This window comes from Rathayibacter sp. VKM Ac-2857, assembly GCF_013205025.1.
In the GTDB taxonomy this organism is placed as follows: Bacteria; Actinomycetota; Actinomycetes; order Actinomycetales; family Microbacteriaceae; genus Rathayibacter.
Map to the genome: position 1 here is coordinate 474762 of NZ_JABMLE010000003.1, position 15142 is coordinate 489903.

The following is a 15142-nucleotide window of genomic DNA, read 5'->3' on the forward strand; positions in this document are numbered from 1 at the left end:
GAGATCGAACGCTGAACCGCGTCGATGCGAGCATCACCACTGATTCGATTCAGCAACCTAGCACCGCGTCGAGGCGTTCGGTAGGCGGGGTCCGATCAGCAGGCCTGAAGTCGTTCGTCGAGCGGATTCTTCTCGGTCCTTGCGTTCGCCGCGGGCGCGCAGTACCGTACTGACTCGATCCACTGATTCGAATCAGTATTGCTATCCCGATCAAAGGAGATCCCGTGTCCGCACCGAAGACCCGCAGAGAACCCGGCTTCCGGTTCGTCACCGTCGTGTGCGGACTCGCGTCCTACCTCGACGCCGCCGCGCTCGTCTCGACCGGTCTCGCGCTGGTCATCTACCAGCAGGCCATCGGCATCACCGCGGATCAGCTCGGCATCCTGACCGCCCTCCTGACCCTGTTCGTCGGTCTCGGCTCCGTCGTCGGCGGCCGACTCGGCGACCGGTTCGGCCGGCGCCGCATCTTCACGATCACGATGGTCTTCATCGCCGTAGGGGCGACACTGCTCACCATCGGCGGCTCCTTCCCGATCATCGTCGCGGGCATCATCCTCATGGGCGCCGGAATCGGAGCCGACCTGCCGGTCTCGCTCGCCACGATCTCCGAGGCGGCCACCAACGCGAACCGCGGCAGCGCCATCGTCTTCTCCCACGTCCTCTGGACCGCCGGCATCCTCGTGACCCTCGCCGTCTCGGCCGCCATCGGGAACCTGGGACTGATCGCCGGACAGATTCTCTTCGGCCAGGTCGGCGTCATCGCGCTCATCGTCCTCGCCCTGCGTCTGACGATCCCCGAGTCGCAGCTCTGGCTGCAGACCCGCGGCATCAGCACCGTCGCCGCCACCTCCGGCGGCACCCGAGTCCGCGACCTCGCCCGCGCGCCCTACCTCGTCCCCCTCCTCGTCCTCGCAGTGACCTACTCGCTGCTGGCCATCGGAGCGGGCACCATCGCCGGCTTCGGAGCGTTCATCGCCGTCAACCTCGCCGACGTCGACGTGCAGACCTTCTCGCTCATCGTCCTCGTGATCTCCGTCCTCGCCATCGGCGCAACGCTCTGGTTCGCCCGCATCGTCGACACCAAGTGGCGGATGACCTACTTCGCGATCGGCTCCGTGATGATGGTCTCGGGCTACGCGATCATCGCTCTCTTCGGCTTCAGCCTCCCCACTCTGATCGCGGGCATCGCCCTCAGCAATCTCGGCATGTGCTTCGCCTTCGAGACGATCCTCAAGGTCTGGATGCAGGAGGCGTTCCCGACCCTGCTGCGCGGCACCGCGCAGGGCACGATCATGGCCGTGGGCCGCTTCGTCCCCGTCTTCGTGCAGGCCGTCACCCCCGGTCTCCTGCTCGCGAACGGCCAGCTGTTCTACGGCGTGCTGAGCATCGTCACCCTCGGATCCACCATCGCCCTCTGGTTCACCTTCCGGAATCGCCGCTCCGCTGAGTTCGAGGCCGTCGAGAGCCCCGTCGAGGAGAAGGTGAGCACCGTCCCGCTCGTGAACTGACGCCGCTCACGTTGCACGACCACTGACGCACGAGCACCCTCGCCAGCTTCGCGGCCCTCCGCGCCGAAAGCATGCGACACCCACTAGTACCGCAAGGCCCCGTCTCGCCCCCTCGAGCGGGGCCTTCCGGTCTCACCACGCTAGGCAACCCGCAGGATCAAAGGAGATACCGTGCAGAGAAGTTCGTCAGTGCCAATCAAGGGACAGCCCCGGCGACGACACCCCTCAACGACCCGCAGAGGGGTCGCACTCGCGGCCACAGTGGCACTGATCGGCGGGGGAGTGAGCCTCACTGCCACGCCGGCGAACGCCGCCTCCGGGTACACGACCCAGGCGCTCCACTTCGCCGTCGCGGTCGGACCCGACGACTCGACGAAATGCGACATCATCGGCGATCTGTACCTCCCCGCTGACACCACCTCGACCAACCGCGTCCCCGCGCTGCTGACCACGAACGGGTGGGGCGCCTCGAAGGACGAATCAGCCGGCCTGGCTCGCGGCTTCGCTGAGCGCGGCTACGCCGTTCTCAGCTACTCCGGCCTCGGATTCGGCGGATCATCGTGCAACGTCACGATCGACGACCGCGACTACGACGGCAAAGCCGCCAGCCAGTTGGTGAGCTTCCTCGGTGGAGCCGCCGGTATCGCCTACACGGACGCCGCGCACACGAACGCGATCACTCCACTGAACGTGATCCAGAAAGACCAGAAGGACCACGACGGCGTCGCCCGCCCGAACGACCCACGAGTCGGCATGTTCGGCATGTCCTACGGCGGCGGCGCACAGTTCTCGGCCGCCAGTGTCGACCACCGCATCGACACCATCATCCCCATGATCACCTGGAACGACTTCAGCCAGGCCCTCGCCCCGAACGACGGCGTCCAGACCTCCGTCCCCGGAGACACACCCGGCGTCGCCAAGACCGTCTGGCTCAGCGCACTCCTCGCTCTGCAGGCCAAGAGCTGGCTCACCCAGCCGACCGACCCCCAGACCATTCAGGGCTGCCCTGGCCTTGAGGACTACTTCTGCCAAGCGGTCCTGTCCGGACTGACTACCGGTTCGCTCACTCTCGACCAGATCAGCGAGCTCCGCGAGGACTCCGTCGCGAGCTACATCACCATCATCAAGGTTCCCGTGCTGCTCAGCCACGGTCTGAGGGACACCGTCTTCCCGGTCAACCAGGCTGTCGCGACCTACAAGGCACTCAAGCAACAGAGCACTCCCGTGAAGATGATCTGGCACGAATGGGGCCACGACTCCGGACCCGTCGCCGGCGAGCTCACCTACGAGAACCCCGACTTCACCACCGAATACCTGCCCCAGCGCTACCTCAACTGGTTCGACTTCTACCTCAAGGGCAAGAAGGTCGATACCGGCGCCGGATTCGAGTACTTCCGCGACTGGGTCAACTACTCCGGTCCGGCCCAGCCCGCGTACGTCAAGGCACCGTCGTATCCCTCGACGAACACCGCCAAGAAGATGTACCTCTCGGGAGCCGGAGGCCTGGTGGACTCGACCTCGTCGATCCTGCCGGGCAGCCAGGCGTTCGTGACGGTCGGAGCGGGCGCGCCGACCTCGATCGAGCCCGCCCACGCGGTCAGCTCGCTCGTGCCCTTCACGCCACTGCCCGAGCTCGATCTCCCGGGAACCGCAGTCGCCTGGTCGTCGGCCACGCTGAGCCAGCCCGTCGACGTCGTCGGTATCCCCAAAGCGACACTCGAGGTCGACGCTCCGACGGCGCAGCTGACGCAGGGAATGGGCCCCTCCGGACAGCTGGTCGTCTTCGTGAAGCTCCTCGACGTCGCACCCGACGGGACAGCGACCGTGATCAACGGCCTGGTCAGCCCGGTCCGCATCGCCGACGTGTCCAAGCCGGTCGAGGTCAGCCTGCCCGGAATCGTGCACCGGTTCGCCCCGGGACACCAGATCCGACTCGTCGTCTCGGGCGGATCCCTCAACTACCGCGGCGGCGTGCTTCCCACTCCAGTGACCGTGTCGGCCGGCGCCGGACAGTCGCTGACCCTTCCGACCACTCCGTAACACCAACCCTCGGAGGCGCCGCAGTGGCGTCCCTCCGAGGGTTGGCTCGGTCGCAGCTTCCAAACGCCGCTCCGCTTACAAACTGACAAAATCTCGATTTTTGGATGCGCAGCCTCGTTTCCCGGGAAGCGGGTCTCGTGGCGACCCTTCGAGAACGACCGTCCCGACAAGCACCCGGAAGGCCCTCGACACCGCGAGGAGGACGGCCAACCGTGAGCTCAGCCTCCAGATCGTGCCGTGTCGAGCAACCAGCCGATGATCGTGGAGAGTGTCTGGGCACCAGGCGCACTGTCGAGGTCGACGAGGGCGGCGTGCGGGGCGGCTTGCACGATGATGAGCGACACATCGCCCCCGGCCTCCTCGACGGCCCTTGCATATGCCTCGCCTGACGGTCTGATGCTGTCGTACTCGGAAGTGACGATCAGGATCGGAGGCTGGCCACTTAGGTCACCATTCGCCGGGAACGCATAGGGGTCGCTGAGAACGGCTCGTCGGCCCGCGTAGTTGTGGGCGATCAACCTGAGATCGTCGGGCTCGAACACCTGATGCGGAGCGCCCTCCTTCATCCGCTGCAGCTCGTACGCCCGTTTCCGCGCCGCGCCGCCGGCCCCCGGCACGCGCTTCGTGCTCACCGTCGGCGAGCTGGAGGTCGACCGTGTCCTCGATATCCCGTCGCTCTACACGGCCGCCCACGAGTTCACCGGCCTCCTCCGACAGCTCGGCTTCGACGTCACGCTCCTCACCGGCCCGCTCGGCCACGACTACTTCTCCTCCCACGTTCTCTTCGCACACGGGCTCCGAATGCTGCTCGGCACCGGGGGCGAGCTCCGCTAACCCGTCGGCGTTCCGTCGCGGTCGGCGTTCACCGCGCTCACACCGCCCTCCTCCTGAAGATCCCCCTGCCTGACAGCCTCGGCGCCCCTACGACGGTACCCGCGAGCGTCCAGCGCATCGTGGTCGGCCGGAGCCGTCGAGACCCCCGAGCGCGGACCTCGGGCCGGACTGTAATGAGAGCGTGCTGAGGAGGTAATGCGCTTGAAACACCCGGGGCCTAGGTTCGTTCACGACCCGGCTTCGACCGGGACTTTCCCGCCGCACTTCCGCTACAACGTCGCATGATTCGGTCAACCCGGAGCCCGCGACTTACGCACCCCCTCCATCCCCTCGCCTCGCGCCCATTTCTGCTACAAAGTAGCGAAATTAGCCCGGACCCCAGGAGCCCCCATGAAGCGCACCTCCCGCCTCGCCCTAGTCGGCGGTGCCGTCGCCGTGACGGCCCTCGTCCTCACCGGTTGCGGCCGCTCGGCCGACGTCGGCACCGCCGCCGCCGTCACCACGGTCGACGACTCCGCGGCTACCGGCACCGTCACCCTCTGGGCGCCGGACGGGGACGCCACGCAGCTCGACGCGGTCCTCGCCGACTACCGGGCCGAGAATCCGGACCTCGATCTCGAGATCACTCTGGTCCCCTCCGATGAGTACAACACCAAGCTGCAGACCGCCGTCGCCGCGGGCACCGCGCCCGACATCGCCTTCCTCTACACGGAGGCGCAGGCGCAGTTCCTCGCCTCCGACGCCTTCGCGCCGGTGCCCGACGGTCTGGTCGATTCGAGCAGCTTCTTCGAGGGCTCCTGGGAGGCCGGCGAGCGCGACGGCGCGACCTACTCCGTGCCCTGGTACGCCTACACGCGGGTGCTGATCTACCGCTCCGACTTCGCGGACGCGGGCGGGGTGAGCGCCCCGACGACGTGGGACGAGACCATCCCGTTCTTCGAGGGACTTGAAGCGGGCGGGGCCGAGAGCGGTTACGGCGCGGAGGTCGGCTGGGACACCTACAACGGCCAGGCCCTCGTGACCTACGCGCACCAGGCGGGTGCCGATCTGCTGAGCGAGGACGGCTCGGAGTGGACCCTGGACACCCCCGAGATGCTCGCGGCGGCCGAGTACAACGCGTCCGTCTTCACCGACGGCGTCTCCTCGCCCGACACCCCGCAGTTCCTCGACGCCCAGCCGTACCTCGTGTCCGGGCGGACGGGCTCGATGATCAGCGGCCCCTGGGTCGTCGCGACTCTCGACACGACCGCCGGGGAGGAGGGCTGGACCGACTCGCACATCGCGACCGCCGTCCTCCCCGCCGGCCCCGACAGCGGCTCCGGGCAGCTCGCCGGAGGCAGCTGGGGAGTGACCGCCGGCTCCGACAACGCCGCGTCGGCGTGGAAGGTCGTCCGTGCCACGGCGGAGCAGGACACCCAGATCGCGCAGTACGAGGCGGCCGGCAGCATGCCCGCCGTGGTCGACGCGTGGCAGGACCCGGTGATCGCCGACCAGCCCCTGCTCGACGCGTTCTTCGAGCAGCTCCAGAACGTCGAGCCGCTGCCCGCCGTCAGCACGTGGACGCAGGTGTCGACGCTGCTCGGCCAGGAGATGGAGAAGGTCGCCCGGGGCAAGGAGTCGGCCGCCGACGCCCTCGCCGCCGTGCAGAAGCAGGCCGACTCGATCGGCACGGAGTGACGACGTGGCTCTGACCGCCCTCGCCGGCCGGTCCGCGGCGGGAGCGGTGCGCGAGCGCCGCTCCCGCCACGGGCGCCACTCCGGCATCGCCTGGCTCTTCCTCGCCCCCTTCGCCGTGATCTTCGTGGTGTTCACGGCCATCCCCGTGCTCGCCTCGATCGGCATGAGCGTCACCGACATCCGCGGTGCCGATCTGCAGCAGCCGTTCGGCGTCGAGTTCACCGGGCTCGCGAACTACGCGACCCTCCTGAGCGACGCCGCGTTCCTCCGCGCGCTGCTCAACACCCTGTACTTCGTCGTCATCGGCGTGCCCGTCACGATGCTCGTGGGCTTCGTGCTCGCGCTCGCGCTCGACTCGGGCATCCGGCGCCTGCGCGGTGTCTTCCGCGCCCTCTTCTACGCCCCCGTGGTGACCAACATCGTCTCCGTGGCACTGATCTGGCAGTACGCGTTCAACCAGAACGGAACCGTCAACGAGGTGCTCGGCGCGATCGGCTTCGCCGGACCCAACTGGCTCGGCGACGAGCAGCTCGCCATGCCCGTGGTGATCCTCCTCGGCATCTGGCGCAACTTCGGCACGGCGATGCTCCTGTTCCTCGCCGGACTGCAGTCGGTGCCGGAGGACGTGCACGAGGCCGCCTCGCTCGACGGGGCGAGTCCGTGGCGTCGCCTGGTCTCGATCACCGTGCCGCTGCTGATGCCCACCACGCTGCTGATCTCGGTGCTGCTGTCGGTCTTCTTCCTCCAGGTCTTCGATGAGCCGTACCTGCTCACGGGCGGCGGTCCGGTCGGCTCGACCGAGTCGATGGCGCTGTACACCTATCGCCAGTTCGGCTTCGGCAACATCGGCCTGTCCTCGGCCGCCTCCTTCCTCCTCCTGCTCATCGTCGTGCTCGTCAGCGCGCTGCAGTTCCGTCTGCTGAGGTCCCGCTCATGACCGTCACCACCGCCCCCCGGCCCACCGCGACGGCTCCCGCGCCGCCGCGTCCGCCCGCCCGGGAGACCGGCACGCGCGCCTCGGCCGAGCGCCGGCGCCACCTCGTGCTCTACCCGCTGCTCGCGCTGCTCGCGGCGATCACCCTGCTGCCCTTCGTCTGGGTGATCTCCGGGTCGCTGCGCACGACGGCCGACATCAGCGCCGACCCCGGTGCGTGGCTCCCGTCGGCGGTGACGCTCGACAACTTCGCCCGGCTCTTCTCGCAGGCGGGCTTCACCGGCTACCTCGCCAACAGCCTGATCGTCGCCGGAGTCGTCGTGGCCGGGAACGCGGTCGCCGCGGCCGCCGCCGGCTACGCGCTCGCCAAGCTCGACTTCGCGGGCAAGCGGTTCGCCATGGCCGCGGTGCTGATCTCGCTGATGATGCCGTTCTCGGCGGTCTTCGTGCCGCAGTTCGTGGTCACGGTGCGCCTGGGACTGGTGAACACGCTGGCCGGCATCGCGCTGCCCTCGCTCGTGCTGCCGATCTCGATCTTCATCGTCCGCCAGTTCGCGGAGAGCGTCCCGGAGGAGCTCCTCGAGGCCGCGCGGATCGACGGAGCGAGCGAGCTGCGGATCTTCGCCCAGGTGTTCCTGCCGCTCGCGGGGCCCGCGCTCGCGACGGTGACGATCATGTCGTTCCTCGCCGCGTGGAACAACTTCATCTGGCCGCTGCTGGTCGCGCAGGACGCCTCGACCTACACGCTCCCGGTGGGCCTGGCGGCCACGCGGCAGGCGGCGCAGAACGTCACCGACTACGGGCTCGTGCTGGCCGGCGCGGTGGTCGTGATGCTGCCGGTGCTGGTGCTCTTCCTGCTCCTGCAGCGCTACTTCGTGCAGGGTATCGTCGCGACGGGCCTGAAATGAGCGGATCGATCGGGGGTGGTGCCCGTGTCACGCAGGATCTGCTCACCGACGGACAGGGCGTGCCGGGGCCCGGCACCGCGGACGTGGGGGAGGAGCGCATGAGCGCAGGAGTGGCGCCGAGCACCCTCCGTCGACTCAACTCGGGAGTCGTGCTGCGCGCCCTCGCCGAGCACGAGGACCCGGTGACCATGGCCGTCCTGGTCAATGAGGTGCAGCTCTCCCGCCGCACGGTCGAGCTCATCCTGGTGCGCCTCAGCGAGGAGGGCTGGGTCGAGGAGACCGCACCCGATCCAGCCCGTTCCGACGTCGGCCGGCCGCCGCGCACGTTCCGCTTCCGTGCTGACCGTGCCCTCGTCGCGGCCGTCCGCATCGACACCGACTATGCGTCGGCGGTCGTCTGCGACATCCGCGGGCGGATCCTCGGCCGCGACCTGCGCCCCCTGCGGGACTACCACGCGCCCGAGGCCACGGTCGAGGACGCGGTCCTCGCGATCGAGGCGGCGGTCGCCGACTCCGGCCGGTCGAGCGATCTGATCCGCGCCGGTGCCATCGCGGCCGGTGGCGCGATCGACGAGGACGGCGTCGTCACGCGGCTCGTCAACTCCCCGCGCTGGAGCGGCTTCGCGGTCGCGGAGGTCGTCTCCGCTCGGCTCGGAGTGCCGGTCTTCGCCGACAACGACGCCAACCTGGCCGCCCTCGCCGAGCGGTGGCGCGGCGTGGGCGCGCACTCCAGGACCTCCGCCTGGTGCATCTTCGGCGACCGAACCGGTATCGGCCTCGTCATCGACGGGTCCGTGCACCGCGGCTTCCGCGGAGCGGCCGGCGAGGTCGTCGAGGCCGGTGCGCTCGGTGCGAGCCGGATGGAGAACACCCCGTTCGGCCGGCTGAGCTCCCCGCGCCGCGAGCATCGTGCGAGTGCCCTCCTGGCCGTCGAGGCCGCGCGCGCGGGCGACCCGGAGGCACTGCGCGAGCTCGACGCCTTCGTCGAGCACCTCGCCGGCCTGCTCTCGGCTCTGGCGTGGACGGTCTCGCCCGACCTGTTCGTCCTCGGCGGCGGGCTCGAGGACGCGGCCGACATCCTCCTCCCGCGGCTCGTCGACGCGCTTGCAACGCTGCGCACGCTCGACGTTCCCATCCGCTCCACAGCGCTCGGCACCGACGCACCCCTACTGGGCGCGGTGAAGTTCGCCCTCGACCGCATGGACGGCGCCTTCTACGGCCCCACCCTCACCGCCGCCGCCGAGCGCGCGGTCTGACCTCGTCCTCTTCCCCACCCCGCGCGTTCCTCGCGCGGTTCGACAGGAGCACCATGCCTGAGACCACCACGCCCGTCGACGTCCTGCTCATCGGGAGCGGGATCATGGGGGCCGCGCTCGCCCGCGGACTCCGCGACGCCGACCCCGCACTCCGGATCCTGATGATCGACGGAGGCCCCGCCGTCGGCTCGGTCGCCGGCCTCCATCTGCACGACAGCGAGGAGCCCGCGATCTGGAGCCGCTACAACCAGCGGGTGGCCACCGGCGTGCAGGGCATGTACACCGGGGCGGATGTGACCCCCGACATCACCGACGAGCTGCGCTCGGTCGCGCCCGGGATGTACAACCTCTCGGCACTGGGCGAGGACGCCGCGGCGATGCCCGCAGGCGCGGTTTCTTGGAACGTCGGCGGGATGGGCGTGCACTGGACCGCAGCGACCCCCTGGCCGGCGGGCGACGAGGTCTTCGACGGCGGCGACGCCGCGCAGTGGGAGCAGGACCTCGATCGGGCGCGCCGGCTGCTCGACGTCCACCCGTCCCCGCTCGGACCCACCGCCCCGGGACAGGTCGTCCTCGACGTCCTCGAGGACGCCTTCGGCGAGGTGAGCGCGCCGGGACGGGGCCCGCAGCCGATGCCGATGGCCGTCGCGGGCAACCCCACTGGGCCGCTCCTGCGCACCGGGCCGAGCCGGATCTTCCCGCCGATCGCGCACGGCGGCGACGACGCGTTCGAGCTGCGGCCGGGGACCCTCGCGGTCGCGATCCGCCGCGACGGCGACCGCGCCGTCGGGGTCCGGGCGCGCGAGATCGCCACCGGTCGCGAGTACGACATCGACGCGCGCACGACCGTGGTCTGCGCCGATGCGGTCCGGACGCCGCAGCTCCTCTTCGCCTCGGGCATCCGCCCGGCCGCGCTCGGCCAGTACCTGAACGAGCACGCCTTCGTCACCGCTCGCGTGGTGATGGACCTCGAGCGCTTCGCCCTCGCCGGGGGGTCGCTGCCGCGTCTGCGCGAGGGCGAGTTCGCGACCGACTCGCTCTGGCTGCCTCAGAACGGCGGCGCTCAGCCCTTCCACGGTCAGATCATGAACACCGTCTTCATCGACGAGCAGCACGAGCCGTTCGCCTACTCCGTCGGTCTCTCCTTCTACACCCCCGTCGAGTCGCGGCCGGAGAACCGGCTTGTGTTCTCCGAGGACGAGGTGGACGTCACCGGCCTGCCCCGGCTCCGGGTCGACTTCGAGTACAGCGATCGCGACCGCGAGCTGATCGCGGCGGCCCAGGAGCGCGTCCGCGAGATCGCCGAACGCTTCGGCGCCTTCGACCCGTCGACCGAATGCGCCGTCCTCGCGCCGGGATCCTCCCTGCACCTGACCGGGACCGTCCGGTCCGGAGACACCGATGACGGTGCGAGCGTCTGCGACCCGACCGGCCGGGTCTGGGGCGTCGAGGGCCTCTATCTCGCCGGCAACGGCGTGATCCCGACGCCGATCGTCTGCAACGCGACGCTGACCGGCACGATCACCGCCGTCCGGGCGACCCGAGCCGTGCTAGCCGAACTCGCGGCCGCGCGAGTCTGACCCTCTTCCATCCGCTGCTCCCCAGGAGGACCCCGTGAACATCGACCGCCTCGCCACCCGCTACGAGATCGCCCTGCCCGCCTGGATCGAGGACGCCGTGCGCGACGTCCCGGAGGTCCTGCCCGAGCGCGAGGACCGCATGGCCCTCGTGCACGCGCTCGCCGACCGCAACTTCCGCGAGGGCAACGGCGGTCCGTTCGCCGCGATCGTCGTGGAGCGCGACTCCGGCCGCGTGGTCTCGGTGGGCGTGAACGTGGTGCTGGGCAGCGGGGTCTCCTCCGGGCACGCGGAGGTCACCGCGCTGGGTCTCGCGCAGACCGCCCTCGGCTCGTGGGACCTGGGCGGCGAGGGGCTGCCGGCGCACGAGCTGGTCGTGAACTGGCGGCCGTGCGTGCAGTGCTACGGAGCGACGCTGTGGTCGGGTGTGCGGCGCCTGGTGGTCGCGGGGTCGGGTCCGGAGCTGGAGGAGATCTCCACGTTCGACGAGGGTCCGATGCGCGAGGACTGGGCCGCGCAGTTCGAGGCGCGCGGCATCGAGGTCGTCGACGGCGTGCTCCGCGACGAGGCGCTGGAGGTCTTCCGCGCCTACCGCGCGCACGTGGACGCGGGCGAGGTGCTCGTCTACAACGCCCGCGCCGCCGACTGAGCCGTCGCCGCTCCCGTCTCCGCTCCACTCGACTCGAAAGGCCCGCCATGCTCCGCCGCTCCCAGTTCGCCCTCAACGCCATCCAGTGGATCAACGTGAAGGCCGACCCCGCCGACCCGACGAGCGAATCGCTCTGGCGCTTCGCCGACCCGGACTTCCGGGACGACTACCCGGACGTGCTCCGCGAGATCCGCGAGTCCGGCTTCGGCGCCACGATGCTGGAAGTCCTCGCGACGCAGACCCTGCAGGACTACGCCCGGATGATCGAGGACTCCGGCCTCGCGCTCGCCCCCGGCTACGCCTCGATCGCCCTCCCCGAGGACCACGGCCGCAGCTTCCAGCGCGGCTCGGCCGAGTGGATCCACTGGTTCGACGGCGTGCGCCGCAAAGCGGAGGAATCGAACTACGTCGGTCTCGACACGGTGTTCCTCGCACCGGAGGTGAGCTTCGAGCCGGGAGTGGTCCGCACGCGCGAGGCCGTGGCGGTCGGTGCCCTGTTCGACGAGGCGCGGCTCGACCGCGTGATCGAGCTCCTGGGCGATGCGGCGGAGGTGCTGCGCGCTGAGGGCGTCCGCGCCGGACTGCACAACCACGTCGGGACCTGGGTCGAGACGGAGCACGAGATCGACCGCGTGCTCGGCGCGATCGACGCCGACCTGCTCGGCGCCTCGTTCGACGTCGGCCACCTGGTCTGGGCGGGGATCGACCCGATCGCGATCCTGCGGCGCTACTCCGACCGGCTCGTGGATCTGCACATCAAGGACCTCGATCTCGGCATCGCGGAGGCCAGCCGGGCGACGCCGACCGCCTACGACCGCGCCACCGACAGCGGGATCTTCCTCGAGCCCGGCCTCGGCGGCATCGATCTCGACGGAGTGCTGGCCGCCCTGCCCGGGGAATTCGGCGGATGGATCATCGTCGAGGTCGACCGGGCGAGCATGCCGCCCACGGACAGCGCCAAGGTCAGCGCGACGTGGGTCGATCGGGTGACTGCGCACTGACGGGCCGATCGAGCGCCGGTCCGCGGGCGACGTCACTCACCTCGCCCCTGGGCTGTTCCGCGAGCCCCCTCCACGACGACCGGCATGCCCACGTGCTTCAACCCATCGGGCTCACCGCCCCCGTCGACGACGAGTCAGCCCTCAGGGTGGAGGCTCGTGTCGGCAGGCCCGGTCCGCCAGGCGGCGAAATGGACCGTGAGGTCGTCGCTGGACGGCGCGCAGCAGAACGGCCCCGCGGACACCGCCGCCTCGGGGTCGAGGGGCGCGACTCGTACCAGTCGCCACGGCTCGTCGTCCGCGCGGGCCCGGACGGTCAGGGCGTCGCCGGACCGGCTGGCGCGCACCGTGACGAGCCGTCCGTGCCAGTCCGGGACGGGCGAGAGCGACCAGTCCGAGACGCCGCGGGTGACGACCGCACCGAGGCTGTCCTGGCCGTCGCTCCGCTCGACACCGGTCTTGATCCAGGTCGCGTCGTCGACCTTCACGAAGATCCCGGCCTGGTCGAACTGGGCGGAGAAGTCGAGGCGGAAGGACACCTCGACGGCCGTGTCCTGCTCGAGCGGCGCGAGGAGGGCGTGCTCGGTGTCGTGAACGAACCCGTAGGAGGTGATGCGCCAGGCGTCGCTCTCCTGCTTCGCCGTGACCCGCAGCCCGTCCTCCGCGATGTCGGAGCGGGCGGGTGCGGTGGTCCAGGAGCCGGAGGCCCAGTCGATGTCCATCATGACGATAAGTGTACGATCGTACACATTGATCTGTCTCCAGGCACCGCTAGCGGGTCCGAAGGACGGCGCTCCGTCCTCGAGTCACGGCGCGCCAGCGTCAGCAGCCCACCCAGGCCGAGGAGGAGCGCTGCGGCTGCCCATAGCCAGCCTCCATCGGAGCCGGTCGACGCGAGACCCCCGCCATTCGAGCCGTGCGCGCCGGTCGTCGGCGCGCTGGCGCTGCTCGAAGGCTGGGGCGCTGCTCCAGGGTTCGGAGTCGGGCTTCGCGTCGCAGGGGGAGCCGGCGTGACTGTGAGGGCGACAGCGACCTCAGCGCCGTCGGCGCGCACGGCGGCGGCGGCGCTGTTGCCAGCGGGTGTCGAAGCGGGCACGGTCAGCACTGCTCTGGGTGACGCTCCTGAGGGTGACGGGTCCGACGAGGCCTGCAGGCTGCAGGACCTTGCCGTCCTCGTGAATGACGTACGCCTGGTACTGCGTGTACGCCGTCGGATCGCTGATGTACAGCCCGGCCGATCCGGCACGCCGGTTGGTTTTCACCGGCTGGACGTTGATCTCGATGAGATTCTCACCGTCGATGAGAGCGGGAGCGATGTCGACCGTGGAGTATCGACCGAGCGGTCGGCTCGGTCAGCGCACCGAGCGGATCCGGAGGATGACGAGGCCACCCGCGATGACCACTGCGGCGGCGAGGAAGAACAGGATCGAGTAGTTCTTGTCGCCATTGGCGGCGACTCCGATCCCGACGAAGATCGGGGCGATGAGGGGGGCGACGGACTGGGGGATGGTCGCAGCGAATCCGATGATGCCCATGTACCGGCCAGCGTCCGTCTCGCGCTCGGGGAGCACGTCCAGCAGGAGCGCCTGGTCGACGGCGGAGAAGGTGCCGATGCCGAGCGCGGTGAGAGCGCCTCCGATGTAGAGCATCTCGATGCCGGGGGCGAGTCCGGTCACGATCGCGCCTCCCGCGTAGATCAGAGCCGAGACGAGGACGAAGACTCGTCGGCGCTTGAGCTTGTCGGAGAGGAATCCGCCACCGATCGCGCCGAGGGTCGTCGCCACGAGGCCGATGAGGGACAGGGGCACGAGCACGCCGGCGACCTCCTGCAAGGTCACGCCGAGTCGCTGAGCGAAGAAGTACGCCGTGTAGGTCGTGCTCAGTGCGAGACCGAAGTAGAAGAGGAAGCGTCCGAGCCAGTTCCAGGCGTAGTCCTTGTGCTTGCGGGGGTTGAAGACGAACTTGGTCAGGATCACGGGGAGGCTGAGGCGTCCGTTGAGGGGCATCTCCCGACTGTCGGCCTCCTTGATGAAACCGACGAACGCGAGCGTCAGGACGATGCCGATGGCGCCGGGGACCAGGAACAAAAGGAGGTTGTCGTATGCGAGAGCTCCCGCGATGCCCACACCCAGTGCCGGCGCGACCTGGGTCGCGAATCCACCCAGGCCCGCGACCTTGCCCCGCTGTGCCGGGGAGAGCCTGTCGGCGGTGCTCGTCGTGACACCGGAGAGGGCGCCTGCACCCCACCCGATCTGGGACAGGATCCAGCCCAGCGCCAGAACCGGGATGGACGTCGCCGTCGCCATGATGAACAGGGCGATCGTTCCGACCACGACACCGCCGAGGATGAACGGCCGTCGGCGTCCGAAGCGGGAGCGGGTCCGGTCGCTCAGCATGCCGAAGAGAGGCGTGGTGATCACCGCGGCCAGCGCTCCCAGACCCGTGATGTAGCCGAGCACCTCCTCCTGCCCCGGCGCGATCTGGGACACCTTGATCGCGAGCGAGATAGCGATCGGCGTGATGAAGGCGACGAAGATGCCGAACTGAGCGAGCACGACGAACCAGATGTACTTCGTGCCGACGGGCTTCTGAGAGAGCAGCGGCGCTGTCTTCAGGGAGAAGTCGTCCGCGACCGCCGCCTGCGGGATCGGGTACGGCACGGGGGGCGTCTGGGACTCGGGTCCCTCGAAGCTGTTGGTCATGAGACTCCATCGTCGATTCGACAGCGCTAGCGCGCGCTACCTGAGGACAGTATCGCGGA

At 69.6% G+C, this 15142-nt stretch carries 14 protein-coding genes; 10 read left to right on the forward strand and 4 right to left on the reverse strand.

The genetic code is table 11. The features are described 5' to 3' along the window. Positions 1 to 224 precede the first annotated feature (224 nt). On the forward strand, positions 225 to 1508 hold the full coding sequence (locus HQQ86_RS15745) for an MFS transporter (protein ID WP_173289188.1): 1284 nt from the start codon (positions 225 to 227) through the stop codon (positions 1506 to 1508). A 282-nt stretch (positions 1509 to 1790) separates the two neighbouring features. After that, on the forward strand, positions 1791 to 3548 hold the full coding sequence (locus HQQ86_RS15750) for a CocE/NonD family hydrolase (protein WP_173289189.1): 1758 nt from the start codon (positions 1791 to 1793) through the stop codon (positions 3546 to 3548). 218 nt (positions 3549 to 3766) lie between these two features. Here the strand turns inward: HQQ86_RS15750 and HQQ86_RS15755 are convergent, their stop codons facing one another. Then, entirely contained in the window at positions 3767 to 4180 is a 414-nt protein-coding gene (locus tag HQQ86_RS15755; protein ID WP_216845564.1) for an alpha/beta hydrolase fold domain-containing protein, read from the reverse strand. Here HQQ86_RS15755 and HQQ86_RS15760 point away from each other — a divergent pair. The 8 genes from HQQ86_RS15760 to HQQ86_RS15795 all read left to right on the forward strand — a co-directional run bounded on the left by HQQ86_RS15760 (position 4173) and on the right by HQQ86_RS15795 (position 12384). Next, the gene (locus HQQ86_RS15760) at positions 4173 to 4382 is read left to right on the forward strand and encodes a hypothetical protein (RefSeq protein WP_173289190.1); all 210 of its coding nucleotides are present in this window, start codon (positions 4173 to 4175) and stop codon (positions 4380 to 4382) included. The genes HQQ86_RS15755 and HQQ86_RS15760 overlap by 8 nt on opposite strands. 390 nt (positions 4383 to 4772) lie before the next feature. Further along, a complete protein-coding gene (locus tag HQQ86_RS15765) occupies positions 4773 to 6059 on the forward strand; it encodes an extracellular solute-binding protein (RefSeq protein ID WP_173289191.1) in 1287 nt (428 codons plus the stop codon). Positions 6060 to 6063: 4 nt separating this feature from the next. Further along, positions 6064 to 6996 carry a carbohydrate ABC transporter permease gene (locus tag HQQ86_RS15770; RefSeq protein WP_173289192.1) on the forward strand — a complete coding sequence of 311 codons (933 nt, stop codon included), beginning with the start codon at positions 6064 to 6066 and terminating at the stop codon, positions 6994 to 6996. Continuing rightward, positions 6993 to 7901: a carbohydrate ABC transporter permease gene (locus HQQ86_RS15775; protein WP_173289193.1), complete on the forward strand. Its 909-nt coding sequence runs from the start codon at positions 6993 to 6995 to the stop codon at positions 7899 to 7901. The genes HQQ86_RS15770 and HQQ86_RS15775 overlap by 4 nt, the downstream gene beginning before the upstream one ends. Positions 7902 to 7999: 98 nt before the next feature. Next, the gene (locus HQQ86_RS15780; RefSeq protein ID WP_173289194.1) at positions 8000 to 9157 is read left to right on the forward strand and encodes an ROK family protein; all 1158 of its coding nucleotides are present in this window, start codon (positions 8000 to 8002) and stop codon (positions 9155 to 9157) included. Positions 9158 to 9210: 53 nt separating this feature from the next. Continuing rightward, positions 9211 to 10737, forward strand: a complete 1527-nt coding sequence (locus tag HQQ86_RS15785) for a GMC oxidoreductase (RefSeq protein WP_173289195.1) — start codon at positions 9211 to 9213, stop codon at positions 10735 to 10737. Positions 10738 to 10771: 34 nt separating this feature from the next. Then, on the forward strand, positions 10772 to 11383 hold the full coding sequence (locus HQQ86_RS15790) for a nucleoside deaminase (RefSeq protein WP_173289196.1): 612 nt from the start codon (positions 10772 to 10774) through the stop codon (positions 11381 to 11383). Positions 11384 to 11430: 47 nt separating this feature from the next. After that, positions 11431 to 12384 (forward strand): sugar phosphate isomerase/epimerase, encoded by a 954-nt coding sequence (locus tag HQQ86_RS15795; RefSeq protein ID WP_173289197.1) that lies wholly within the window; start codon positions 11431 to 11433, stop codon positions 12382 to 12384. 134 nt (positions 12385 to 12518) lie between these two features. Here HQQ86_RS15795 and HQQ86_RS15800 read toward each other — a convergent pair whose 3' ends face one another. The 3 genes from HQQ86_RS15800 to HQQ86_RS15810 form a co-directional block, all read right to left on the reverse strand. Continuing rightward, the gene (locus tag HQQ86_RS15800) at positions 12519 to 13106 is read right to left on the reverse strand and encodes a DUF1349 domain-containing protein (RefSeq protein WP_173289198.1); all 588 of its coding nucleotides are present in this window, start codon (positions 13104 to 13106) and stop codon (positions 12519 to 12521) included. A 309-nt stretch (positions 13107 to 13415) separates the two neighbouring features. Further along, positions 13416 to 13643 carry a hypothetical protein gene (locus HQQ86_RS15805; protein WP_173289199.1) on the reverse strand — a complete coding sequence of 76 codons (228 nt, stop codon included), beginning with the start codon at positions 13641 to 13643 and terminating at the stop codon, positions 13416 to 13418. Positions 13644 to 13733: 90 nt separating this feature from the next. Continuing rightward, entirely contained in the window at positions 13734 to 15083 is a 1350-nt protein-coding gene (locus HQQ86_RS15810) for an MFS transporter (protein WP_173289200.1), read from the reverse strand. Between the last annotated feature and the right edge of the window lie 59 nt (positions 15084 to 15142).

Bases quoted from the DNA above. Each gene is read 5' to 3' on its own strand.
- HQQ86_RS15765 (WP_173289191.1), top strand. From the start codon at position 4,773: ATGAAGCGCACCTCCCGCCTCGCCCTAGTCGGCGGTGCCGTCGCCGTG.
- HQQ86_RS15775 (WP_173289193.1), top strand. From the start codon at position 6,993: ATGACCGTCACCACCGCCCCCCGGCCCACCGCGACGGCTCCCGCGCCG.
- HQQ86_RS15780 (WP_173289194.1), top strand. From the start codon at position 8,000: ATGAGCGCAGGAGTGGCGCCGAGCACCCTCCGTCGACTCAACTCGGGA.
- HQQ86_RS15785 (WP_173289195.1), top strand. From the start codon at position 9,211: ATGCCTGAGACCACCACGCCCGTCGACGTCCTGCTCATCGGGAGCGGG.
- HQQ86_RS15795 (WP_173289197.1), top strand. From the start codon at position 11,431: ATGCTCCGCCGCTCCCAGTTCGCCCTCAACGCCATCCAGTGGATCAAC.
- HQQ86_RS15800 (WP_173289198.1), bottom strand. From the start codon at position 13,106: ATGATGGACATCGACTGGGCCTCCGGCTCCTGGACCACCGCACCCGCC.
- HQQ86_RS15810 (WP_173289200.1), bottom strand. From the start codon at position 15,083: ATGACCAACAGCTTCGAGGGACCCGAGTCCCAGACGCCCCCCGTGCCG.